Below are 24,051 nucleotides of genomic sequence, written 5' to 3'. Positions count from 1 at the left end.
GTATGTCGGCCATACAAAGCACGGACGCGCAAAGGGAGTTTTCATATAGCCGAAGAGATTTCGAGCGGGTAAAAGGTCTGCTTTTTAAACAAGCAGGTATCAACCTCGCCGATTCTAAAGATGCGATGGTTTATAGCCGCCTTGCGAGGCGGCTGCGCACGCTCGAAATAAATAGCTTTAAAGAGTACTTGGCTTATGTTGGAAGCAATGATGATGAAATGGAGCACTTCATCAATGCGCTTACCACCAATCTCACCGCGTTTTTCAGGGAGCCTCATCACTTTGAAGCGCTAGCAAATTTCCTTCGAAAGCGACCGCAAACTAAACGTATTTGGTGCGCTGCGAGCAGCACGGGTGAAGAGCCTTACAGTATTGCGATGACGGTGGCGTCTGTGTTTGGCACCTTTACGCCCAACATACAAATACTTGCCACAGACATTGATAGTAAAGTGTTGCAGAAGGCCCGCCAAGGCATTTATGCCCAAAACAGTATCAGCCAGCTTTCCCACGATTATAAAACCCAATTTTTTTACAAAGGAAGAGGGCCCCAAACCGGAAGGGTAAGGGTAGTAGACGAACTACGAAAAATGGTGCAGTTCGAACCACTCAATTTAATGTCGCCAAACTGGTGTGTAGATGCGCCGATAGACGTAATTTTTTGCCGCAACGTTATGATTTACTTTGACCGACCTACGCAGCGCAAAATTTTAGCGCGTATGGTTAAGTTAATGTGTCGTGAGGGCATGTATGTAGCAGGGCATTCGGAAAACTTCACTATGTACCCTGAACTGGTGGCGCCCATGGGGAAAACCGTTTATCGACCAGTTGTTTGAAGGGAACTTGCAGTATGAGTCAGGATGAAAACCCCATACGTTATTTTGATAACCGCCTTCAAAAAGAAGCGGTAAAACTCCTGCCGGGGCAATACTATGCTACTGCCGCAGACAAAGCTTTGGTAACTATTTTGGGTTCGTGTGTTGCGGCGTGCATTTTCGATCAAGAAAAGAAAATTGGCGGTATGAACCACTTCATGTTGCCCGATCTCAACTTTACTACCAATCTCGACGCCTGCTTGGCCACAAAATATGGCGTGCACGCTATGAATATGCTGATAGACCAACTCGTGCATTTAGGCGCGCGTCGAAACAAGTTGGTGGCGAAAGCATTTGGCGGCGGAAAAGTCTTGCCAGGGTTTGTGCAACAAGATATTGGGCGAGTAAATGCAGAGTTTGTTTTAGAGTATTTAGATAATGCAAATATTCCCCTTGTTAGCAGCGATTTAATGTCTACTTATGCTCGAAAAATTTATTATTTTCCGGCTGACGGAAAAGTTTATATGAAGCGAATTCGCGAATTTAACAATGCAACGCTTTACGAGCGAGAATCTACGCATCGCGTATTACTCTCAGAACAAGCGAAAACCGGCGTTATTTCATTTTCGGAACAGTCACATGCCTATAAAAGTCCTCGTCGTTGATGACTCTGCGTTAATACGCCAAATCCTGTCAGAAATTATCACGCGCGATCCTAACTTATCGCTGGTGGGGGCGGCGCCAGACGCCTATGTTGCAAAGCGAATGGTACAAGAGTTCAGGCCCGATGTTATTACCCTAGACATTGAAATGCCGAAGGTAGATGGGCTTCGCTTTTTAGAAGTGATGATGAAGGCGATGCCAACCCCAGTGGTAATGATTTCCACGCTCACTGAACGAGGAGCCGATGCAACATTGCGCGCCCTAGAGTTGGGAGCGGTTGATTTTATGGCAAAGCCAAAGTTAGGTGTGGCGCAAGGTATGGCCGAATATGCCGCAGTTATCGTAGAAAAGATAAAAGCAGCAGCCCACTCAAAGTTAGGCCACCCTACTGAAACTCGCTGTACTAAGCATGCTTCCATGCGCTACACCGGCACAGAAAAGCTAATTGGTATAGGTGCGTCAACCGGGGGAACTGAAGCGATTAAAGATGTCATCATGCATTTTCCTCGCAATGCCCCGGCAACTATCATCTCCCAGCATATGCCGCCAGGCTTCACTACTACCTATGCCAAGCGGCTTGATAGCCTTTGCGAAATAACCGTAAGAGAGGCGCAAGGTGGAGAGCGCTTATTGCCAGGCTTTGCGTATTTAGCCCCAGGCAATAAACACTTAAAGGTAGAGCGAAGTGGCGCTGACTATCGCTTAACTCTTGATGATGGCCCTAAGGTGTCGGGGCACAAGCCTTCTGTTGATGTGATGTTCGACTCGCTCGCTGAGCATGCAGGTGCAAACGCAGTGGGCGTATTGCTTACTGGTATGGGACGCGATGGGGCAAAAGGTTTAAAGAACATGCACACTAGAGGCTCTGTCACTTTCTGCCAAGATGAAAAAACCTGTGTGGTGTATGGCATGCCTAAAACCGCTGTAGAAATGAAAGCTGCAAGTTTCATAAAGCCCCTAGAAGAAATTTCAGACGCTATACTCGATACCCTCGAAGCATTAGGAGCGGGTAGTCGGCTTTAAGGTGTTCTCATGCCTTTATTTCCTCTAACACTCTAACAATTTCTTTACCAACTTCCCTTTTCAATTCTCATGTTTTCTTGCTATCGCAACGTGTCGCATTTGTCGCCAAAGTAACAAGTTAACAAAAGTATTCAAAAGTATAATGGTCGAATATAAGAATTAGATCATAATTTGATTGTGTTTTGTACAGCCGTTAACGCGGTGGTAACAATTGAGGTGGTATTGTGGTCGCTATAGCAGCAAATTATTTGGATAACTTTTTCTCTAGTAAGAGCAATGCCTTTATAGTCGCGTTTTTGATGATGTTAGGAAGCTGGAGCCTATCCCTTACGTCAGTATCGCATTTGGGCCTTGCTTTAAGCTCTGCCTGTGTAGTTTTTTTGTTGTTCGTACTACTGAAAGTTACAAACGCTAGTCAGGCTTCATCAGAATACAGAGTGAGCCATTCAGCTGTTCAAGAACCATCTTTATCTGAGGCCTCGCTAGCGACTGATTCAATCAGTACTGCCGTGTCTGAGGCAAGTGACATATTATCCGTTACTTCAACGAATATTGGCGACATCTTTTCAACGCAAAGCGATGCAGTGGCTACGCTTAGCGAATCCTTTATCTCTCTTCAAACGCTGTTAGGTCAGCAAGAGAGCAGCATAAACAATTTACTAAAAGACGATGACAATAGCGACTGTGCCTATGCCGACAAGATGCGTTCATTCGCGTCAGAAACCGACTCAACGCTCACGCAATTTATCGCTTCAACTACCCAAATGACCGACTCAACAAGAGCGCTAGAAACCCAAGTTCAAACTATTCAGCAAGCCATGCCCACCGTGATTGAAGCGTTAAGTGGCATTGATGATATTTCTTCACAAACTAACCTACTAGCGTTGAACGCGGCCATCGAAGCTGCTCGTGCAGGTGAGGCTGGTCGTGGGTTTGCCGTTGTTGCTGATGAGGTCCGCGCGCTATCTACCCGTTCAACCCAGTTCAGCGATGTGATCAAGACCCAAATAGAAAATATCAAATCGCTCATTGATAAACTGACAGAAACGGCTGAAGTAGTGGCTTCTCAAGATATCTCTCATGTGGTCAATGCGAAAGACGCCATCAGCGCTCAGCTTAAAGGCATTATCAAAAAAGCAGAAGCCGATATAGAAGGGGCCAGTGAGCTCGAGGCCATTAGACAACAGCTTGCCGATTCCACAGCCTCCGCCATTCGCGGTCTTCAGTTCGGCGATATTAACGGCCAAAACCTTACATACACCCGAGAGATCATTGAGTTCGTTGTTGAGCAACTTTCAGATCTGACCCCGGAAAGCGTAACTCGTGTTCGAGAAAATCTAGAAAACTATCAGCACTCTTTAACTGAAAAAGGGCAAGCGGATCACAACCCTGTGTCTGCTACTTCTATGGATGCGGGCGATGTGGAGCTGTTTTAGCGAAAACAAAAGTCTCTACAAAGCAAGGTAAGAGCAATTTTGACAATTCAAAAGGTGATTGAATTATGAGCAAAAGCATATTGATTGTTGACGATTCAGTGTCTATTCGTCAGATGGTTGAAATGACCCTCAAGTCAGCGAATTACAACGTAACTACGGCGCAGGATGGACAAGATGCGTTAGACAAGTGCCAGGGGGCTCGCTTCGACTTCGTACTGACTGATCAAAACATGCCTCGCATGGATGGGCTAACGCTTATTAAGTCGTTGAGAGGGTTAGCCAACTTCCGGTCAACGCCAATTGTGATGCTTACTACAGAGGCTGGCGATGACATGAAGGCTAAAGGTAAGGCGGCGGGAGCCACCGGGTGGATGGTGAAACCTTTCGATCCAAACAAGCTGCTAGATGTGATGAAGCGAGTGTTGGGTTAATTGAGCGTCGGTTTTAATAGGGCAAGCGGGAGTCAACCATGACCATTGATGTAAACCAGTTTCACGGTGTGTTTTTTGACGAGAGTGATGAACACCTTCAAGACATGGAGCAGTTGCTCATGACCTTGGATGTGGATGCTCCCGACCCGGAAGAATTAAACAGTATTTTTAGAGCAGCTCACTCCATAAAAGGCGGAAGCGGAATTTTCGGCTTCGATGCCTTAATGAATCTTACTCACGTAATGGAGAACCTACTTGATAAAGCCCGCAACCAAGAAATTCAAGTAACGGCAGAAATCGTTGATGTTTTCCTGCAAACCCTTGATGTACTTAAAGACACCATGTCTGCCTATAAAGATCAGACAGAACTTCCTCAAGAACAAATTGACGCAAGTATAAAGGTACTCGAAGAGACGCTGGCGAGCGCTTCAGGTGAAGTCGTTAACGAGCCCAATGAGCAAACCGAAGATATTGAAGGTGCTTCGGACAACGAGATTGAAGGTTTTGGCTTTTTCGATGATGAAGAGACTGAATCGCAAAGCACCGCTTCTGAAACTTCGCAAAATAAAAAAGAAGCAGAGGAAATTGAAGGGTTTGGATTCTTTAAAAATGATGAAGTAACAGCGGAGAAACAGGCTGAAGAGGCGCCTCACGCGAGTAAAAACGACGAAGGCTTTGGCTTCTTCGAACCAGAAAGTCTTCCTGTTAAACCAGATGTAACACAAACGACGCCGACACAGGCCTCACCTAAACAACCTATCGTTAAGCCAGTCAAGACTAAGCCCAAAGCGGGGGCAAAAGAAGCCGCGTCAATTCGTGTAGACACCACAAAAATTGATGCCATGGTTAATTTAGTTGGCGAACTCGTTATTACTCAGTCCATGCTTTCCAACGTGGGCCAAGAAGTAGAAGGGCAGGTAGGTGAACGCCTACAGCTTGCAATAGATGAGCTTCAGCGCAATACCCGTGAAATACAAGAGTCGGTAATGTCTATGCGTATGTTGCCGGTGAATATGACGTTTAATCGTTTCCCCCGAGTAGTGCGCGACCTTTCATCAAAGCTAGGCAAAAAAGTCGACTTGGTCATTCAAGGGGGCAACACTGAAATTGATAAGAGCCTTATCGAAAAACTGGTCGACCCGCTTACTCATTTAGTTAGAAACAGTATTGACCACGGTATAGAAAGCCCTGAAGAGCGCCTTGAAGCAGGTAAATCTGAAAACGGAACCGTTATTTTAAGTGCAGAGCAAAAAGGCAGCAGCATTATCATCGGCATTATTGATGACGGAGCGGGTTTAAACAAAGCGCGTATCTTAGAAAAAGCCACGCAAAACGGGCTAGCCGTTACACCGGATATGCCAGACAGTGAAATTTGGCAGCTTATATTCCAAGCGGGTTTTTCAACCGCAGCTGAGGTTACTGATGTGTCGGGCCGTGGCGTAGGTATGGATGTAGTGCGCCGAAATATCGAATCTATTGGCGGGCGCATTGAAATCGAATCGTCGCAAGGCGAGGGCTCAGCCTTTTATATCCACTTACCCCTTACGCTCGCCATTGTCGACGGCATGTGTGTGTCTGTTGGCGATCAGATTTTTGTCATCCCGCTGCTTAATGTTATCGAGTCTTTCCAGCCCACCGCTTCCCAAGTAAAGACACTTGGTAATGACAAGGTGCTGTGGATTAGAGACCAGTATTGGCCGTTAGTGTCGCTTACACAGCTTATGCAGGTTGACGACGGCATTACTGAACCAACCAAGGGCATAGTGGTACTTCTTGAAAGTAGCAAGAAACGTTACGGCGTGCTGGTGGACTCTTTAGTGGGTCAGCAGCAAGTCGTGATCAAAAGCTTAGAACAACATTACAAAAAAGTCGCAGGGATTGCCGGCGCTACCATTATGGGCGATGGCAAGGTCGCAATGATTTTGGATGCCGACTCAGTGGCAGCAAATTGTACCAATATTCCAAATGAAGAGGTTTCACTATGAGCGAAGCAGCATTACAGCAAGCCGTTAGTGCGTCAAAAGAGAATGAATTCTTAAGTTTTGTATTGGGCGAAGAGCATTACGCTTTAGACATCACGACGGTAAAAGAAATTCGCGGCTATGAGCAGGTCACCAAAATTGCCAATGCGCCAAGTTTTATTAAAGGTGTAATAAACCTTCGTGGCGATATTGTGCCCATCGTGGATTTACGGATTAAGTTCAATGTAGGCGAAGCAACCTATAACGACTTTACTATCGTTATTATGCTCAATGTCCACGAGCGAATTGTTGGCATTGTCGTCGACGGGGTGTCCGACGTAATCCGTCTTTCGGAAGAAGACATGCTTCCTCCTCCAGAGTTTGGTGTGGCGTTCGATAGCAAATACCTTCATGGGTTAGCGGATGTAGACGAACACATGGTTATTTTAGTGAATATTGAGAGCCTAATTACAAGTAACGAATTGGGCTTAGTTGAAACAAAAACACAAGTGGTTGAGGGCTGAAGACAATGGGAATCATGACGTGGTTAGAGGACTTCACGAAGGCAACGGACGTAAATCAAGCATTGAGAAACAAACAGGCGCTTGATGCAACAACATGTTGCATCATGATGGCTGATGCAGAAAGAAATATTATTTACGCGAATCAGTCGGTAAAAACACTGCTTAAAGAAAATGAAAAAAAACTTCAGGCTGTTCTTCCCAGTTTTTCGGCTGATAATTTGGAAGGTCAGAACATCGACCAATTTCATCGTAATCCGTCACATCAGCGCAATATCTTAGCTGAACTAAAATCGACAATGACTTCTACAATAAGCATAGGCGACTTGAACTTTAAGCTCACGCTAACGCCTTTTTTCGACCAAGACAATCAAAACATAGGCACTATGGTTGAATGGGTTGATCAGTCTGAGCTACTTATCAAAAGTACCATGCTTAATGTATTAAACGACGCTCAAGCGGTGATCGAGTTTAATGCAGACGGTGTAATTCAAAACGCAAACGACAACTTCCTAAATACGCTTGGCTATAGCCTTAACGAGATCGTAGGCAATCATCACAAAATGTTCTGTGATAACCAGTACATTCGCACGGAAGAATACGCACAATTTTGGCGCGATCTCAAAGCGGGTAAGCCGCAAAGTGGAGAATTTTGCCGTTTTGACAAAATGGGTAAAGAGGTTTGGATTCAAGCGACCTACAACCCGGTATTTGATGGTGATGGCAAGGTTATTCGCGTAGTGAAGTTTGCCACTGACATTACTGCATCTAAATTACGTAACGCTTATTTCGAAGGGCAAATTGAAGCAATAAATAAAGCTCAGGCGGTTATTGAATTTGACCTTGACGGAAAAATTCTTAACGCCAACGAAAACTTCACCAACACGGTTGGCTACAGCTTAGACGAAATTGTTGGCAAGCATCACAGCATGTTCGTTGATGAAGAGTATAAGCGCAGTGTTGAATATAGTCAGTTTTGGGAGCAACTACGTCAAGGCGTACTGTTTACTGATGAGTTTAAGCGCGTGGGCAAAGGCGGTAAAGAAATTTGGATCCAAGCATCATATAACCCTATTTTGGATCAAAACGGCAGACCCCATCGCGTAGTGAAATATGCCATTGATATCACGGGTAGGAAGCAAGCTATAAGCGATATCAAAACGGCAATGAATGAGCTTGTTCAAGGGAATTTGGACTGCCGCATCGAGCATGAGTTCGACGGCGAGTTTAAAGAACTCGGAACATCAATCAACCGCTTTATTGACGATATGCGCCGTATTATCGGTTCTATCAGTGATGTGATGACCCGCTTATCCGGTGGCGACTTAACGGCAGAATTGGACGAACAGTTTGAAGGTGAGTTTCAGGTATTGGGCGATGCCATAAACCAGTTTGTCGGAGAGATGTCTGGCACTATAGGGTCCATTTACGAAGCGGTAGAAACCATCAATACTGCGTCTTCTGAGATAGCTACCGGTAACTCAGATCTTTCAAGCCGAACTGAACAACAAGCATCTAGCCTTGAGGAAACTGCTTCGAGTATGGAAGAGCTGACCGGTACGGTAAAACTCAATGCCGAAAATGCTGAGCAGGCAAATGGCTTGGCGTCACAAAGCTGCGACATTGCAACAAGAGGCGGTGAGCTCATTCGCCAGGTGGTTGACACCATGTCTTCAATCAACGAGTCAGCTCAAGAGATCTCAGACATTATCGGTGTGATCGACGGCATTGCATTCCAAACCAATATACTAGCCTTGAATGCCGCTGTTGAGGCAGCTAGAGCAGGCGAGCAGGGCCGAGGGTTTGCGGTAGTGGCATCAGAAGTACGAAGCTTGGCTCAGCGTTCAGCAGAGGCGGCAAAAGAGATAAAAGAGCTTATATCAGACTCGGTGAACAAAATTGATGGGGGCAATAAACTCGTCAATCAGTCTGGCGATACCATGGAAGAAGTAGTCACGTCTATCAAGCGGGTTAACGATATCATGTCAGAAATTGCTGCCGCGAGTTCGGAACAAGCTTCAGGTATTGAAGAAGTGAGCAAAGCGGTGGTGCAGATGGATGAAATGACACAGCAAAATGCAGCACTGGTAGAAGAAGCAGCAGCGGCGGCTGAAAGCTTACAACAGCAGGCCGGTAACCTGACTGAACGTGTGTCGACATTTAATATTGGTGACAGAGCCACTATCACTGAGGCACTTCCTCAAAAAGTGCATCAAGTAGTGAAGGAAAAAAAAGTGGCTCCAGTGGCCATGTTAAATACAAATAAAAAGCTAGCTCCTAAAGTACCGAACAATGATGAGTGGGAGTCTTTCTAGTTAACTAAAGGCGAATTCTTCAAAGGGGAATTCGCCTTTTTTATAAGTTGCGGGTTTATTCAGCGCTTCAAACAACTAGCGCGACAAATATGATAGGTGATGCTATGGGTGTTTTTAATATATTTCATAATGAAGAGTTGGTGGCTGCTCAAAGCCTTTCTCGTTTTCAAGAGCAGGCGCTGAGCGAGAGTACGGCGTGTTTGATGCTAGTGGACGCATCGGGAACGATAACCTTTGCCAATAAAGCATTTAGACAGCTAGCGCAAGAGCACAGCGAACAGTTTTCTAGCGCGCTTCCCAATCTTAATTTTGAAGAATTGACCGGCACCTCAATTGCAGGCTTTTTTGCTAGTAGTAGAGAATTAAGCCAGCGGTATAGCACCTGTAATAGTAGCGACGCCTTTTTACTGCCGGTAGACAAACTGTTGTTTACATTAAGGCTCACCACAATTAAAAGTGTTGAGGGCGAAAAACTTGGCACTATGGTGGAATGGATAAACGACCAAGAATTGCAGCATAAATCTGGCTTACTGGAGGGGCTCGACCGTTGCCAAGCCATAATCTCGTTTACTCCAGATGGCATTGTTGAAGATGCTAACGATAACTTTCTCAAAGTAACAGGTTATTCAAAAGAGGACATTGTCGGTAAGCATCATCGATTATTTGTACTGCCAGATTATGGCGTTTCTGAAGAATACAGTCACTTTTGGGAAGGGCTGAGAAATGGTGAACGCAGCAGTGGAGAGTACTGCCGTGTAGCAAAAAACGGTGACAAAATTTGGATCCAAGCCTCTTACAACCCTATTTACGACAAACTGGGTAATATTGTTCGCGTAGTTAAGTTCGCAACTGACATTACGGCGGAAAAACGTAAAAACGTGGATTATGAAGGGCAAATAAACGCAATCGATAAATCTCTAGCTGTTATCGAGTTTGACCTAGAAGGGGTAATCCAACACGCCAACGAAAACTTCTGTAATACAACGGGTTATGACTTAAGTGAGATAAAGGGGCAACATCATAGTATGTTTGTTGAGCCCAATTACAAAATGAGCCCCGAATATGCCGCATTTTGGCGTGACTTGAAAAAGGGTGAATTTAAGTCTGGCGAGTTTAAGCGGGTAAAAAAAGACGGTAGCGAGCTTTGGATCCAGGCGTCTTACAACCCTATTTTTGACGAGTTCGGCCAGCCCCAGAAAGTGGTGAAGTACGCATCCGATGTCACTGAACAAAAACTACAGAATGCATTTAACACAGGTCAGATAGATGCGATCAGTAAATCTCAAGCAGTTATCGAATTTGACCCCAACGGTAACATCGCGACCGCAAACGATAATTTCTTGGCCACGGTTGGGTATGCACTAGACGAAATCCAAGGAAAGCACCACAGAATTTTTGTCACTAAACAGGAACGTGAATCTGAGGAATATCGCACTTTTTGGAAGAAGTTGGCTGAAGGTCAGTTTTATTCGGGTGAATTTCATCGTGTTGCCAAAGATGGTTCAGATGTATGGATTCAAGCAACCTACAACCCCATTTTAGACATGAGTGGTAACGTAGTAAAAGTGGTCAAATACGCGAGCAATATTACCGAACAAAAAGTGAAAAATGCCTATTTTGAAGGGCAGTTGGCGGCCATAGGAAAGTCTCAAGCAGTCATTGAATTTAACATGGACGGCATTATCCAAGATGCCAATGAAAACTTTTTAAATACGGTGGGATACACCCTAGAAGAAATTAAAGGTAAGCACCACAGCATGTTTGTCGATTCGTCATATCGTGCTAGCCCTGAGTATGCGGCATTTTGGGATGCGTTGCGCAGTGGCACCTACTCTTCTGGTGAGTACCGCAGAGTTGGCAAAAACGGCAAAGAAATTTTTATTCAAGCGACATATAACCCCATCTTAGATCACAACGGTAAGCCCTTCCGCGTAGTGAAATTCGCTACGGACATTACAGGTCGAACTCAGGCAGTTGATGAAATTAAGCACGTTATGACTAAGCTTACAGAGGGCGATTTAACCGTTAATATCGACCATGCATTAGATGGCGACTTTGCTGTCTTAGGCGAAGCAATAAATCAATTTATCAATGAAATGCGCGGCACGATCACCAGCATTAATGAAGCGGTAGAAACCATTAATGTAGCATCGGGGGAGATTGCAACAGGAAATGCCGACTTGTCGAGCCGTACAGAGCAACAAGCGTCAAGCCTTGAAGAAACAGCATCGAGCATGGAAGAGCTAACCGGCACCGTAAAGCTTAACGCCGAGAATGCTGAGCAAGCCAACGGCCTTGCAGCGCAGGCAAGTCAAATTGCCTCTCAGGGGGGAGAGGTTATCAGTGAAGTGGTTGATACCATGACGCAGATAAATGACTCTGCTCAGGAAATTTCAGACATCATAGGTGTGATTGACGGCATTGCGTTCCAAACTAACATACTGGCATTAAACGCCGCAGTAGAGGCTGCACGAGCAGGTGAGCAAGGTCGTGGTTTCGCCGTTGTTGCTTCTGAAGTGCGTAATTTAGCGCAGCGTTCTGCAGAAGCCGCGAAAGACATTAAAGAACTCATCTCTGACTCGGTCGGAAAAATTGCAAGCGGTAACCAGCTGGTTGTTAAATCGGGTGAGACTATGGCTGAAGTAGTAACCTCTATTAAACGAGTGAATGACATTATGTCTGAAATTGCAGCGGCGTCTGCAGAGCAAGCTGCGGGGATAGAGGAAGTCAGTAAAGCCGTAGTTCAGATGGATGAAATGACCCAGCAGAACGCTGCGCTAGTGGAAGAAGCTGCTGCTGCGGCCGATAGTCTTAAACAGCAATCACTGCAATTGAATGAACGGGTCTCAGTATTTGAAGTAGGAAAAGGGCTAAGCAGTGACCAACAGCATGTCGCGGCCCTCACCCACGGAGATTTTCGACAGCCGCAGCGCTTATCTGCAGCACCAGCTCAGCGAGCCTCTCAAGCGAAGGCGCTAACACCGGCTATGCCTGACGAAGCAGAGTGGGAGTCATTCTAATGACAGCGGCTGTTTCAACAAAAGATAGCACCAGGGAGTTCGCCTTTGAAAAGGCGGACTTTAAAAACGTGCAGAAGATGTTGTTTAAAAAGGCAGGAATAAATCTATCTGATGCCAAGGAAGCAATGGTCTACAGTAGGCTAGCGCGTAGGATTAGGGCGAGAAATTTGCGCAGTTTTAACGAATATCTCGCTTTAGTGAACAAATCGGAGTCAGAGTTAGAGCAATTTATCAATGCACTAACCACGAACCTTACATCTTTCTTTCGCGAGCCGCACCACTTTACCGCGTTGGCCGATTACCTAAGACAGAATAATGTTACCAACATTTGGTGTGCAGCCAGCTCTACTGGTGAAGAGCCTTATTCAATCGCGATGGTAGTGGCTGAAGCGTTTGGAAGTTTTAAAACTCCGGTCAAGATCATTGCCTCAGACATAGACAGCAAAGTGTTAGCCAAGGCCAAAGCCGGTGTTTATCCCTTAGCCTCGATAGCGAAAATACCTCAATACCGGCAAAAGCAGTTCTTTCACAAGGGTAAAGGTGCTAACGAGGGAAAGGTGAAAGTGGTCGATGAGCTTCGCAATATGGTGCAGTTCAAAAAGCTGAATCTTACCGATGCAAAATGGGATGTTAAGGGGCCGCTTGACGTTATATTTTGCCGCAATGTGATGATTTATTTTGATAAACCAACACAACTCAAAGTACTACAAAAAATGGTGGGTATGTTAAAGCCATCTGGACTTTATATGGCTGGGCATTCTGAAAACTTCAATATGTATACTAATCTTGTGAGACCGGTGGGGAAAACCATTTATCGCCCCGTCGGTTAGGAGATATCGTGGCGACCCCCAATTTTGAACTGCCCATAACTTACTACGATAAACGTTTTTCTACAGAAGCAGTCAAGCTGTTACCTGGTCAGTATTTTGTTACCACACAAGACAAAATGCTGGTCACTGTTCTTGGTTCTTGTGTGGCGGCGTGCCTGTTTGACCCCATCACAGGGTCTGGTGGGATGAATCACTTCATGTTGCCCACCATTAATAAAGCGGCAGGTGAATTTGAAAAGATTCAGGGAATGGCAGCAAAATACGGGGTTCACGCCATGGAAATTTTGATTAATGAACTTGTGAAAGTAGGGGCAAAAAAGAACCGACTACAAGCAAAAGTCTTCGGAGGCGGGAAAGTCGTGCCGTCTTTTATTCAAAACGATGTAGGTAAGTTTAATGCCGAATTTGTAACTCAGTTTTTAGAAACCGAAGGCATACCTATTTTAGCCAGTGACTTGTGCGATGTTTATGCGCGAAAAGTCTATTTCTTCCCAAGTAGTGGCCACGTGATGATGAAGCGCATACACGAGTTAAACAACGCAACAATCATCGAGCGAGAAAGTCAGCACCGCTGGGAATTATCGAAGCAAACGCCAAGTGGCAGCGTAGATTTATTTGAGGACTAGTTATGACAATAAAAGTGTTAGTGGTAGATGATTCAGCGCTTATCCGCCAAATACTCAGTGAAATCATAAAGAGTGAGCCAGACATGACGCTGGTAGGTGCAGCGCCAGATGCGTTTGTAGCGAAAAAGATGGTGCTTGAGAAGTCGCCCGATGTCATAACATTGGATATCGAAATGCCAAAAGTGGATGGTTTGCGCTTTCTGGAAGTGCTTATGAATGCCAGGCCAACCCCTGTGGTTATGATATCAACGCTAACAGAGAAAGGGGCTGACGCCACATTAAGGTCGCTGGAATTAGGTGCGATTGATTTTGTTGCTAAACCTAAAATCGGTGTAGCTCAAGGTATGGCGGAATACCACGAGTTAATCGTTGACAAAATTCGAACGGCCGCACGTTCAAAAGTAAAGAAGGCGTCGCCCACTAAGACGGCTTCTGTAAACAAAGTCAGTTACTCCGGTACAGAAAAACTTATTGCCATAGGCGCCTCGACTGGCGGTACCGAAGCTATAAAAGAGGTGCTGCGAACCTTCCCTGCAAACGCTCCTGCAACGGTGATAACCCAGCACATGCCGGCAGGCTTCACCTCTACCTATGCACGGCGGTTAGACTCTGTGTGTCAAATGCAGGTTAAAGAAGCGAAGGGCGGCGAGCGTTTGCTTCCTGGTCAGGCATATCTAGCACCTGGCGACAAGCACATGGAAATTGAAAGAAGCGGAGCCGATTATCGTATCAGGCTTACCGATGGTGCGCGGGTATCGGGTCATAAGCCCTCTGTGGATGTACTTTTTAATTCGCTATGCAAAAGTGCGGGTAGTAACACGATAGGTGTACTGTTAACGGGAATGGGTAGTGATGGTGCTATCGGTCTTCAAGAATTATTCAACGCCGGTTGCGAGACATTCTGTCAGGATGAAGCAAGCTGCATCGTATTTGGCATGCCTAAGGTCGCTATTGAAAAGGGGGCTGCTAAGCAAGTATTAAGCTTAGATGATATGGGAAAAGCGGTTATGCAAACTGTAGAAAAGCTCTCTGCTGGTAGCCGCTTATAACTATGGTGAGTAAGCACTTACAGAAAGCAATTTCTGTCTTAAAGCTGTAAAAATATTGTTAGAAATTTGCTTGTTAAAGAACACCTTAGGTGTTTTAATAATGCTACTTAATAAGTAAGTAATGTTGCTTCAAAATGCTGTTGCTGAAGTCGATACTATGGATAGACTTACTTTTAAGTACTTAAAATATAAAAACGTAAGTGAAGTGGTAGAGTAAAGCATTGTCGCCATAATAATTTAAAAGATAATGTTCTACATGCACTGGTGGGGAAATAAACAAAGTTTTATTACTGCGTATATTTTACTGTACCTATAAGCAATAAAAGGCCTGCTATATTCCTTACAGATTTGAGAGCAAATATATGCTCATTCTTATGGTATGACACTCGCTCGGGATTTAACGAGTAGTTGGGGATTCTTATGAAACAGCAAATGCTAATAGCGCTATCTGCGTTAATGTTTTCTTCTTCTGTTTTCGCTAATGGCGGTTTTGAACCGAATAAGAAAGCATGCGTTAACGTCGGAAAAGAAATTACTCGCGTAAGCACTGAAATGGATACGGCAACGTCAGGTATTCAAAAATCATGGCTTAAGCGTCAATTAAGCGCATTAGAAACTAAACGCAATTCATGTAGCATAAAAGGTTTCAAAGCTAATCAGTCAGCTTTAGCAAAACTTTAAATACTTGATGTTTAGAAGTAAAAAAGTCTTACGTTGGTAAGACTTTTTTGTTTGTAAAGTAGATAAAGTTAGTTAGTTACTATACCTATTAACTCATCAAGCGAACCAATACTGTGATCAGGTGCTAAACCTAACGGGTACATCATTTTGCCCGAACGCTCTACAAATGCAGTTTGCATACCTGTCGCCTTAGCACCACTTACATCCCAACCATGTGCCGCCACCATCATGGCATCTTCGTTCTCTACATTAGCCTGCTGACAGGCCCAGTGATAAACCGCTGCATGAGGCTTGTAAGTTCGTACGCTTTCCACACTCAATACATGAGAAAAATACGGCTTAATATTGGCATATTCCAGCTGTGCGTCTAGCCCGGCTTTTGATGAGTTGGAAAGTGCAACCAAGGTTACGCCAGCACTTTGAAGCACTTTTAATGTAGGGATAACATCGTCATGCGCAGGCAATCGGGTAATATGCTGTTTGATGGTATCTTTTGCGGTAGCTTCATCAACAGATATATTCCTACTGTGAGCTACCATGGTAAGTGCTGCGGCTCCAATATCAATGAAATCGTGAAACTGCCCAGTCGCAACATCTACTAAGCTGTGATGCAAAAGGTTAGCAAACCATAAGTCTACCAGTGTCTCATCGCCGTTTAGCACCGACGCTAAGCCTGTTTTTATAGCCTGCATGTCTAAAAGTGTTTCATTGATATCGAAAAAAATAACCCTTGGCGTCACGATTCACCTTCCTTTAGTTAATGAGAGTAAACGGTACGTTTCGTTTTAGCTTGTTCGTTGCTTATACCACTGTAAACCAGAATTGGTTTTGCTAAAGCACATTACGACCAATGTCGATGGGTGGTGTTGATAAGAGATTATGGAGGTATTGGGAGCGCGCGACACTGCAAATGCAGGTCGCGCGTTTTCTGTTTAAGCTAAATGGTGCCGGTGCGACTTTCTATATCAATCGACATGGCGATGTCGTCGAGTATGTCGTTTAGCCCAGTAATTTTTTCGGTGCCAACAAATACGCTCATTTGAGACTCAACCGTAATATCGTCATCTGTGGTGTTGCCCTCAAAGGTATTTGCTAGCGCGCTTTGCACGCGGTCGAAGAATTGGCGTGCACTTCGTTCTTCAATGTTGTGAAGGCATAAAATGAATTGGTCTGTACCAAAACGCCCTAAAATATCGTTACCCCGGGTTACGGTCTGTAGAGTTTGCGCAATTTTTCGCAATACAAAATCGCCTTTCGTAGAGCCCATTTTACGCGTTATCTCTCGTAGATTACTGATGTCGAATATTGCAATAGCAATGGCGCGCCCCTTTTTAGGCGCATCCAGTTTGTTAATGCGAGCAATGGCTGAGTCGGCGTTAAGTAAAAGTGTTACCGGGTCAATGGCTTTGCGTGCTAAGTGCTTTTTACGTAAAACGTACCCGGCAATAAGAAAGAGCGCTAAGAACACAACGATGGCGGTATACAAAGTATTCCTTCTTTGTTCTTCGGCTTTTTCAATAGCTGATTCAAGATCATAAATACGCGTATACAAGTTGGCAGCACCGACAATCATCGCGGTATCTTGGGTAACTTCTCTCCGCTTAATGACCTCTTTTGAGTAGATATTATGGGCTTCTTTTGCGCGCTCTATATCGTTTAAAGCCAAAAATATTGAAACGTTGAAGCTCAAGTAGTCTAGGTTGGTTTCGAAAATCCTTGGAATAGCATTTTTATCTAACGCACCTATGTCAGCTAAGTATTGCTTTATACAGGTTAGGTTATTGTTGTGTAAGCATAGTTCTGCTTTGTGCCAATCAACCAGCATTTGACCAAAAGAGCTAGAGATATTGGCTGATGCTTCTTCTAAATCGGACAGAGTATAGGCTAGGTTATTGTAATCTTGCGTTTTTCTATAATAGATAGACAGTGCATATTGATACAAAAAGTTACTAAGTGGCGTGTTGATTTCGCTATTCAGTGCACCTAGCTCCAAAATACTTTGATAGGCTTTGTCGGTTTGTCCGCTGCTTAGCAGTGATACAATGGCGCTAATAATAATACTGACCTTATTACTGCCTTTGTAAACAAGCAGGCCCATTTCATGGGCTTTTAAATACTGCTCTGCGGCCAAGGCGTGTTGTTCTAAATCACCATAGAGAAGGCCGATAGCATTGTGGATATGCGCCAACTCGCCTGGACTACCGTTATCGGAATAGCGCTTAAGCACGCCAAACATTTTGCCCAGCCTAACCTCGGGAGACGTAGACTCTGAACAATAGTTAATAAGCCCTAGCGAAGAGCTGGTAAAAATATCGCTGTGGCGCTCGGGCGAAGATAAATCTTGAGCTTGTTGGTAATACTTACAGCGCGCCGGGTTTTCTCTGGCATCATAAGAAAAGCCAATTTGATAAATAGCCGATGCAAACGCATAAGAGCCCTCGTCAATATTGTTTTGCATTATGGCTTTAAGTAGCAAGCTCTCAGCTTCTTCATACTTGCCACGACAAATTAAAAACTGCCCTTTGGCTACGGTTAAAGCAAAACGTTGTTGGGATGTTAAGCTTTCTAAAGCGAGCGTTTGTTCTAGCTCTGGCAGCAACGATTGGCTTGGACAATCGTAGGAGGGCGCTCGAACTTTTTCGATAACGGCATCGACATCAGTATTCGCCAGCGCACAAGAGGCAAATAGCACACTAAAAAAAGATAAGATTGTTAAATATAACCTTCGAGCCATAAGAGATAGCGTTTACGTTTTTTCTTTATAATATCGATTTGAGTTACGAACTACCACATGAAGCCCTTAAAACTTACGGCTTTTTTGTGTCTGAATCTCATATTTCTTGAAGGTAAAAAGTAAACGGCCTTTAATGCACCGACGATCCAAAGCTTACCAAAATTGCAACGCCTACTAATGCAACGGCAGACCATGCAATAGTGGCTTTTGTTGCCCTCTCACCAAGTACCCAGGCAACCCCTAGCGACATTAACGCGCTTGTAGCAATAAGGGTTTGAACCACGGCAGCTTTGGCATAGGCAAATGCAAACATTTGTAAGTAAATAGCTGCAGTAGTGCCAAGCAGAGTAGCTAATACAAAGGCAGGCCATATGCGTTTGCCGTGGCTACTTTGATAGTCGATAACAGGTATATAGCGGGTTTTGGTTAAGGCGATAAGCGGTATCACAAAGGCCATACCACCCACTAGGCGCAAAAATGCCGCGCTTGCAGCGTCAACTTCTCCAGCGCTTAAAATGTCGCGGCTGACTACCGCGCCAATGGCCTGGCATAGTGCGGCGCCTACGCCATATAAATAACCGCTGGTAGCAAATACATGAGTAGAACTGCGTTTACGTGCCTTTATCACCATATCTACCGAAAACAGTACCACCGCAACGCCAACCCACTGCTGCCAGGTAATCCATTCGCCAATAAAGGCCATAGCGAAAAGCGCGGTAAATAAAGGCGCAAGGGTTTCGGCAACCAGTACCGCTTGGCTATCGCCAATACTTTGTAGGGCTTTAAAGAAACAGGTGTCGCCAATGCCTATGCCAATTAGGCCGCTAAGTAATAGCCACAACACTGCGCTGGTGGTAAGCCCGGTTGGCTGAACCACAACTAAAACCAAGGCTAAAATGGCAATTGAAATTAGGCCTTTCCAAAAGTTCATAGTTAGTGGCGAAAACGCGTTACCGGTTCCCCGGAATAAGCGTGCAGCAATGGCCCAACAAAGCGCTGTACCTAGCGCAGCAAAAACACCCATAAATTACCTGTTAAAACTTTGCCCAATAACGCTGGGGCAAATAAGTAGTCTGACAAAAAGAGCGGCTATGCTAATGCAAGGTGTGGGCGGGGTAAACTTAAATCATTCAGTTGATTTTTAGTCAGAACATCATAGCCTTAAGCAAACGTAACAGAAGGCTAAAGGCATTCGTGGCATTATGTTAGTGGCAAGGTTAGTGAGTAAGTTAAGCGCAGTCCACAATTAAGTGGGCGTTAACCGAACTTTAAGAATAACAGTGAAGTAAAAGGACGAGAAAACCGTGAGTATTGAGCAAATGAACTTAAGCGGCATAAAAGGTGTGATATTTGATTTAGATGGCACCTTGGTAGAGTCTAGCCTTAACTTCACGCAAATGCGTGCCGATGTAGGCTGCCCACAAAACGAAGACATTCTTACCTTTGTTGAAGCCCTTAGCTGCGCCGAAACCAAAGCCAACGCCCACCGCACTATTTTGCAACACGAACTAGACGATGCAGAAAACGCCAAGTGGTTACCCATTGGCAAAGCCATGGTAGAGAAAGTGCAGGCACACAAGCTCCCCATGGCAATTGTTACCCGCAACTGCCGACAAGCCACCGCAATTAAGGTAGCCAATAACAGTATACCTATCGACTACGTGATAACCCGCGAAGATGCCCCAGCCAAACCCGACCCAACCGCCTTATTAATAGTGGCGAACACATGGCAGCTTCAACCTGAAGACTGCCTGTATGTAGGCGACTTTATTTATGACCAGCAAGCCGCCGAGAATGCTGGGATGAAGTGGTTGTTGGTTTAGATGTCGACTTTATGACCCGAAGGTAGAGTTGGAAATTCGGGCATTATTGCCATTAAGTCTTCTTCTAATAAGCAAAAGTGCCCAGTGCCTGCATATACTTTAGTATAGTCTTCCTCTGCCAACTCTTGCATGTTCATATTTTGTTCGATACTCATAGTTAATTCCTTTTTATAAAGTTTGTTATTGCTTAAAGAAAGCATTTAAAAAATAACAAGGCTAAAGACATATGGATTTGCAGTTAGAGACAAGAATTAGACTTTTTGGAAAATTGGTCATTATTGGCGCAATTTTTATGTTTTTTTGTTTCACCTATTCAAAAAGTGTTAGTGCTTTTGGTGTTACTTTGAACGGGAAAACTAAATTTGCTGGTATTCCCGTAGGAATAATTAGAGATACTGAAGTTGTTGGCAATGCAGTCTATATAGCTTCAGAAAATGGTTTGTTTAGGTATTTAGGCGGTCGTTCAGAGAAGTTAGAATATAACATCGACCCTAATGAGCGGGGGACTATTTCAGACTTATACTATGATGGAAAATATACACTCTGGATCGTCGAATTTGGTGTAGGGGTTTTCAAATACAGGACAGACACGGGTGCCATAGAAAAATTTCGTTCTGGAGATAAGTGGCCACGATATGCTTGGAAGATAGGGGTTCTTGAGCAGTACACAGTAGTTTCACTAATTACTGGAATTATCGTTGTTGACAAAAAGACCGGAGAGCTTCAGGAGTGGGCATCAAACGTTGCGCCGGGTAATGTAAGCAATGTACTTTCTTTGGCAGTATCAGTAGATGGCTTGATTTACCTTGGATCTGAAAGTGGGTTAGTTAAAATTGATCCTAAAAAAGAAACGAGCGAAATAATACCCGTAGATAGTTTTCTAACTAGTCTTTCATCGATCGATGTCGTGTCAGTGCTCGGCGAGACTCTTTACCTTGGTGGTAGCGAGGGGGTCTATGTTTGGGACACCGTAACTGACAATAAGTCGTTTTTCCCTTTTGGAAATCCTCAGTACCCTGTTGGCCCTGTTTCAGATATCTATGTCTCAAATTCTCACAGGATATTTGTCGCTGCAGGAGGTCTTTATGAATTAAATGATGGAAAAATTAACAAACCTGATTTTATGGCGCCGCTCATAACTTCAGACGGTATTAGGAGTATCGTAAAATTAGCAGAACTTCCTTCAGGCGAATTACTACTGGCCTCGTCTCAGCTTGGTCTTATCTCAATTACACAGTCTCACGAAGCTATTAATCTAATACATAAAGATGAACAAGTACTTAGGCAAAACATTAAGTCGTTTGGCTTTAGTGATGAGTTTGGGTATGGAGTTAGTACTCAAAGGCAAGATTATCTTATAAACATAGAAACAGGAGAGTTAAAGCCCTTCAGTTTTTGGGGAGGGAACCGCTGTATTGATGAAAATCTATTTGAGTATGCCGAACTTTCTAAAAGTTATAGCTTTCATGATGATTACTGCAGTTCTAGGTTTAGTCATGCCATTCAGCAATCAGGCTCGCTTCTCTATTTGTATTATGATGATGGGAGTAAAGCTTTTTACGATATATTAAATGATGGCGTAATAGTAGATAAGATCCCTGCACCTCGGAAAATGCTCAGCTCATTCTTAACAACTTCAGGTGAAATAGCAGGGTTTGATAGCGATAGTAATTTTCATATACAAATGTCCAAGTTTAATTGGAAGTCTATTTCACCTGATGACGGTGGATGGGTAGGGCTTACTTGCTTGATTGAAATGCAAGAAGTTTTCTTACTTTGTACTTCAGGGCAGGGTATCAAATCGATAAATAAAGTCACAGGAGAAATAAGTACCTCCGACCTATTAGCTGGTACTGGAGCTAGGTTTGTTAGAGGAGCCCTATATAGTGAAAGTAATCACTTGTGGTTTTTGACCAATATGGGGCTTTTTGTGGTCACTTCAGATAAGAAACTAGTTTCCTTCAATGAAAGCGACGGCGTATTTGATACAGATTTCGAATATCGAGGGATACACCAGTTTGGTGAAAGGTTGATTATTCTTGGCGATAAGTATTCTTATCTGGTTGACGAAGAAAAAGCGATAGCAGCCATGAAAGCCAAAGACAGCTTAAAAAGTAAAGTTGTATTTACTAGAGCAGAGTGGGCCGATAGTGGGATGCAAACTCATAAAGTTTATTCACAGCCGATAGCGTTTGAAGAGACTATAAAGTTAGAAAGTGATTTCGATAAACTTTCTCTTGATTTTAGGACGAGCAGTTTTTCTAACCATGAGAATGAAAAGTTAGAGTTTAGAATTTTAGGCATGGACGAAGAGTGGAAGTTACACCCTTTACCCCAAGCATTTCTTACCATGGCAGATTTAGAGCCTGGTCGGTATGAATTCCAAGCAAGAGTAAGCGGTGGCGAAAACCCGATTACGTCTCTTAGTTTCGAGGTAGAGCAACCAATATACCTCCAACGGTATGCATTAGGCGGATATTTTCTTGTGGCTTTAAGTCTGCTTATTGCATATAGGTTGAAATATTTAGCAGCGCTTTGGGGTTATTTCAAAACCACCTCGCTATACACTCATCTCACGCGGTATGAAATAACAGATGGACACTCAAAGTTCGAAAAAATGCTTCGCAGTAAAGAGCGTTTCATCAACGAAATAACCTCTGAACTTCGAACACCAATCCAAGTGATTAACGGCTCGTTAGAAAAAATTCCTGACGCAGATAAGGGCACGCGCAAAGAATTAGTCTGCATTCAAGACAATGTGAAAAGGGTCGAGCAATTAATTAATCAGATGAGTCAGGATGTCCCTACAGCTTTCAAAGCAGAAGATTATTACAAGTCTTATTCACCCGAAAATATCCGTTTTATTTTGTTATCTCTAGAACCTTTAGCCAAGCAAAAAAGGCAAAATCTAGAAGTGCGGATAAAGGTTAAAAAAAGTGTGTCTCTGATCAGTGAAAGCCTTGAGAAAATCGTGGCTAACTTAGTCCAAAATGCTATCAAGTTTACACCTGAACTTGGCACGATAAAGGTAAGCGCTATACAGGATAGTAAGGCACTAAAGATTACTGTAACTGATGATGGTGAGGGAATTGAGGAAAACTTACAGAGCAAAGTATTTGAAAGGTTTGCTAAAGGTAACACTAAATTAGATGGAAATGGTGTAGGGCTGGCTATGGTTAAAACTCTAGTAGAGTTGAACCAAGGAGATGTTGTACTTCAGAGTCAAAAAGGTGTGGGTACGAAAATAACCGTAACGCTTCCGATTGACGATATTGTTTTTGTGAATTCGCACGCTGAAAATCTTTTGCCAGCGGATGCTAAAACAAATAAGAAATCGCTGTTAATCGTTGATGACAGCAGAGAGTTCCGTTCTTATCTTTTTGACCTATTCTCTGACAAATACCGCTGCCTAGTTGCGCGAAACGGTGTCCAAGCCTTAGATGTAATGCAACATTATTTGGTGGACTTAGTAATAACAGATCAAATGATGCATGAAATGGACGGGCTTAGTTTAACTAAAGCTATTCGCAGCAATGCAAGTTATGCAAATATTCCGATATTAATGCTGACTGCTGAAATAGGAACTGAACTCGAGAAAGCTGCGTTAGAGGAAAAGGTAGATTACTTCTTAGCGAAGCCAGCTTCAAATGAAGAGATAATACTGCGTGTTGAACATTTATTGTCTGTCAGAGAAGCAAAAGAAAAAGAAGAAGATGAAAGCACGCTTCCCGTTTTCAAATTTGGGTGTTTAACAATTCCAGAATTTGATAACGAGAAGGATATGGCGTTTTATCTGAATTTTATCGCTGTACTTGAGAAGAATTATCAAGACGAAGCGTTCAATCGAGACCAAGCTGCTTCTCAGTTATTGATAAGTCCAAGAAGCTTAAATCGAAGGATGTCTGAATTGTTCGAGTACAATTTTAGCGAGTTTCTGTCGCGCTTCAGAATTGAAAAATCTATCCCACTGCTGCTAGAGGGAAATAGTATTTTAGATACATGTTTAGATGTTGGCTTTGGAACAGCGGCTTACTTTTCTACTTCTTTCAAGAAGGTCATGCACCTACCACCTAAAAAGTACATCGAGCAATATAGTAAAACAGTCGCTTAGTTTTTTAGACGGGGT

General features: G+C 43.8%; 19 protein-coding genes. 15 read left to right on the top strand and 4 right to left on the bottom strand.

All coding sequences use genetic code 11. From position 1 onward, the window contains the following. Positions 1-2: 2 nt before the first annotated feature. From ACXAFM_RS07815 to ACXAFM_RS07755, 13 genes are all read left to right on the top strand, one after another. Positions 3-833, top strand: a complete 831-nt coding sequence (locus ACXAFM_RS07815) for a CheR family methyltransferase (RefSeq protein WP_474828370.1) — start codon at positions 3-5, stop codon at positions 831-833. Between the two features lie 14 nt (positions 834-847). After that, positions 848-1,477 carry a chemoreceptor glutamine deamidase CheD gene (cheD, locus tag ACXAFM_RS07810; protein WP_474828368.1) on the top strand — a complete coding sequence of 210 codons (630 nt, stop codon included), beginning with the start codon at positions 848-850 and terminating at the stop codon, positions 1,475-1,477. Next, positions 1,452-2,498, top strand: coding sequence for a protein-glutamate methylesterase/protein-glutamine glutaminase (locus ACXAFM_RS07805; RefSeq protein WP_474828366.1), 1,047 nt, complete (start codon positions 1,452-1,454; stop codon positions 2,496-2,498). The genes cheD (ACXAFM_RS07810) and ACXAFM_RS07805 overlap by 26 nt, the downstream gene beginning before the upstream one ends. A gap of 224 nt (positions 2,499-2,722) precedes the next feature. After that, positions 2,723-3,934, top strand: a complete 1,212-nt coding sequence (locus ACXAFM_RS07800; RefSeq protein ID WP_474828364.1) for a methyl-accepting chemotaxis protein — start codon at positions 2,723-2,725, stop codon at positions 3,932-3,934. Between the two features lie 65 nt (positions 3,935-3,999). After that, positions 4,000-4,365, top strand: coding sequence for a response regulator (locus tag ACXAFM_RS07795; protein ID WP_039217225.1), 366 nt, complete (start codon positions 4,000-4,002; stop codon positions 4,363-4,365). A 38-nt stretch (positions 4,366-4,403) separates the two neighbouring features. Then, entirely contained in the window at positions 4,404-6,350 is a 1,947-nt protein-coding gene (locus tag ACXAFM_RS07790) for a chemotaxis protein CheA (protein ID WP_474828361.1), read from the top strand. After that, a complete protein-coding gene (locus ACXAFM_RS07785) occupies positions 6,347-6,850 on the top strand; it encodes a chemotaxis protein CheW (protein ID WP_474828359.1) in 504 nt (167 codons plus the stop codon). Before ACXAFM_RS07790 ends, ACXAFM_RS07785 begins: the two co-directional genes overlap by 4 nt. Positions 6,851-6,855: 5 nt before the next feature. Further along, complete coding sequence (locus ACXAFM_RS07780; protein ID WP_474828357.1) at positions 6,856-9,162, top strand: methyl-accepting chemotaxis protein; 2,307 nt, start codon at positions 6,856-6,858, stop codon at positions 9,160-9,162. Positions 9,163-9,266: 104 nt separating this feature from the next. Next, positions 9,267-12,182: a methyl-accepting chemotaxis protein gene (locus tag ACXAFM_RS07775; protein WP_474828355.1), complete on the top strand. Its 2,916-nt coding sequence runs from the start codon at positions 9,267-9,269 to the stop codon at positions 12,180-12,182. Then, positions 12,182-13,012 carry a CheR family methyltransferase gene (locus ACXAFM_RS07770; protein ID WP_474828353.1) on the top strand — a complete coding sequence of 277 codons (831 nt, stop codon included), beginning with the start codon at positions 12,182-12,184 and terminating at the stop codon, positions 13,010-13,012. Before ACXAFM_RS07775 ends, ACXAFM_RS07770 begins: the two co-directional genes overlap by 1 nt. An 8-nt stretch (positions 13,013-13,020) precedes the next feature. Next, positions 13,021-13,638 carry a chemoreceptor glutamine deamidase CheD gene (cheD, locus tag ACXAFM_RS07765; RefSeq protein WP_474828351.1) on the top strand — a complete coding sequence of 206 codons (618 nt, stop codon included), beginning with the start codon at positions 13,021-13,023 and terminating at the stop codon, positions 13,636-13,638. Positions 13,639-13,640: 2 nt separating this feature from the next. Continuing rightward, the gene (locus tag ACXAFM_RS07760) at positions 13,641-14,687 is read left to right on the top strand and encodes a protein-glutamate methylesterase/protein-glutamine glutaminase (RefSeq protein WP_474828349.1); all 1,047 of its coding nucleotides are present in this window, start codon (positions 13,641-13,643) and stop codon (positions 14,685-14,687) included. Positions 14,688-15,107: 420 nt separating this feature from the next. Next, complete coding sequence (locus ACXAFM_RS07755) at positions 15,108-15,368, top strand: hypothetical protein (RefSeq protein WP_474828348.1); 261 nt, start codon at positions 15,108-15,110, stop codon at positions 15,366-15,368. Positions 15,369-15,436: 68 nt separating this feature from the next. Here the strand turns inward: ACXAFM_RS07755 and ACXAFM_RS07750 are convergent, their stop codons facing one another. The 3 genes from ACXAFM_RS07750 to ACXAFM_RS07740 form a co-directional block, all read right to left on the bottom strand. Next, the gene (locus ACXAFM_RS07750; RefSeq protein WP_474828346.1) at positions 15,437-16,108 is read right to left on the bottom strand and encodes a haloacid dehalogenase type II; all 672 of its coding nucleotides are present in this window, start codon (positions 16,106-16,108) and stop codon (positions 15,437-15,439) included. Positions 16,109-16,305: 197 nt separating this feature from the next. Further along, positions 16,306-18,102, bottom strand: coding sequence for a GGDEF domain-containing protein (locus ACXAFM_RS07745; RefSeq protein ID WP_474828343.1), 1,797 nt, complete (start codon positions 18,100-18,102; stop codon positions 16,306-16,308). A gap of 130 nt (positions 18,103-18,232) precedes the next feature. Continuing rightward, complete coding sequence (locus ACXAFM_RS07740; protein ID WP_474828341.1) at positions 18,233-19,126, bottom strand: DMT family transporter; 894 nt, start codon at positions 19,124-19,126, stop codon at positions 18,233-18,235. Between the two features lie 280 nt (positions 19,127-19,406). Between ACXAFM_RS07740 and ACXAFM_RS07735 the strand changes: the two genes are divergently transcribed. Next, positions 19,407-19,925, top strand: a complete 519-nt coding sequence (locus ACXAFM_RS07735; protein WP_474828339.1) for an HAD family hydrolase — start codon at positions 19,407-19,409, stop codon at positions 19,923-19,925. Here the strand turns inward: ACXAFM_RS07735 and ACXAFM_RS07730 are convergent. After that, on the bottom strand, positions 19,922-20,080 hold the full coding sequence (locus ACXAFM_RS07730; protein ID WP_474828337.1) for a hypothetical protein: 159 nt from the start codon (positions 20,078-20,080) through the stop codon (positions 19,922-19,924). The genes ACXAFM_RS07735 and ACXAFM_RS07730 overlap by 4 nt on opposite strands. 71 nt (positions 20,081-20,151) lie before the next feature. Between ACXAFM_RS07730 and ACXAFM_RS07725 the strand changes: the two genes are divergently transcribed. Further along, the gene (locus tag ACXAFM_RS07725; protein WP_474828335.1) at positions 20,152-24,036 is read left to right on the top strand and encodes a hybrid sensor histidine kinase/response regulator transcription factor; all 3,885 of its coding nucleotides are present in this window, start codon (positions 20,152-20,154) and stop codon (positions 24,034-24,036) included. Positions 24,037-24,051: the final 15 nt, after the last annotated feature.

The sequence above is a fragment of the Alteromonas sp. ABD4_190 genome (assembly GCF_056160105.1).
This window is presented reverse-complemented; position numbering and strand designations above follow the sequence as displayed.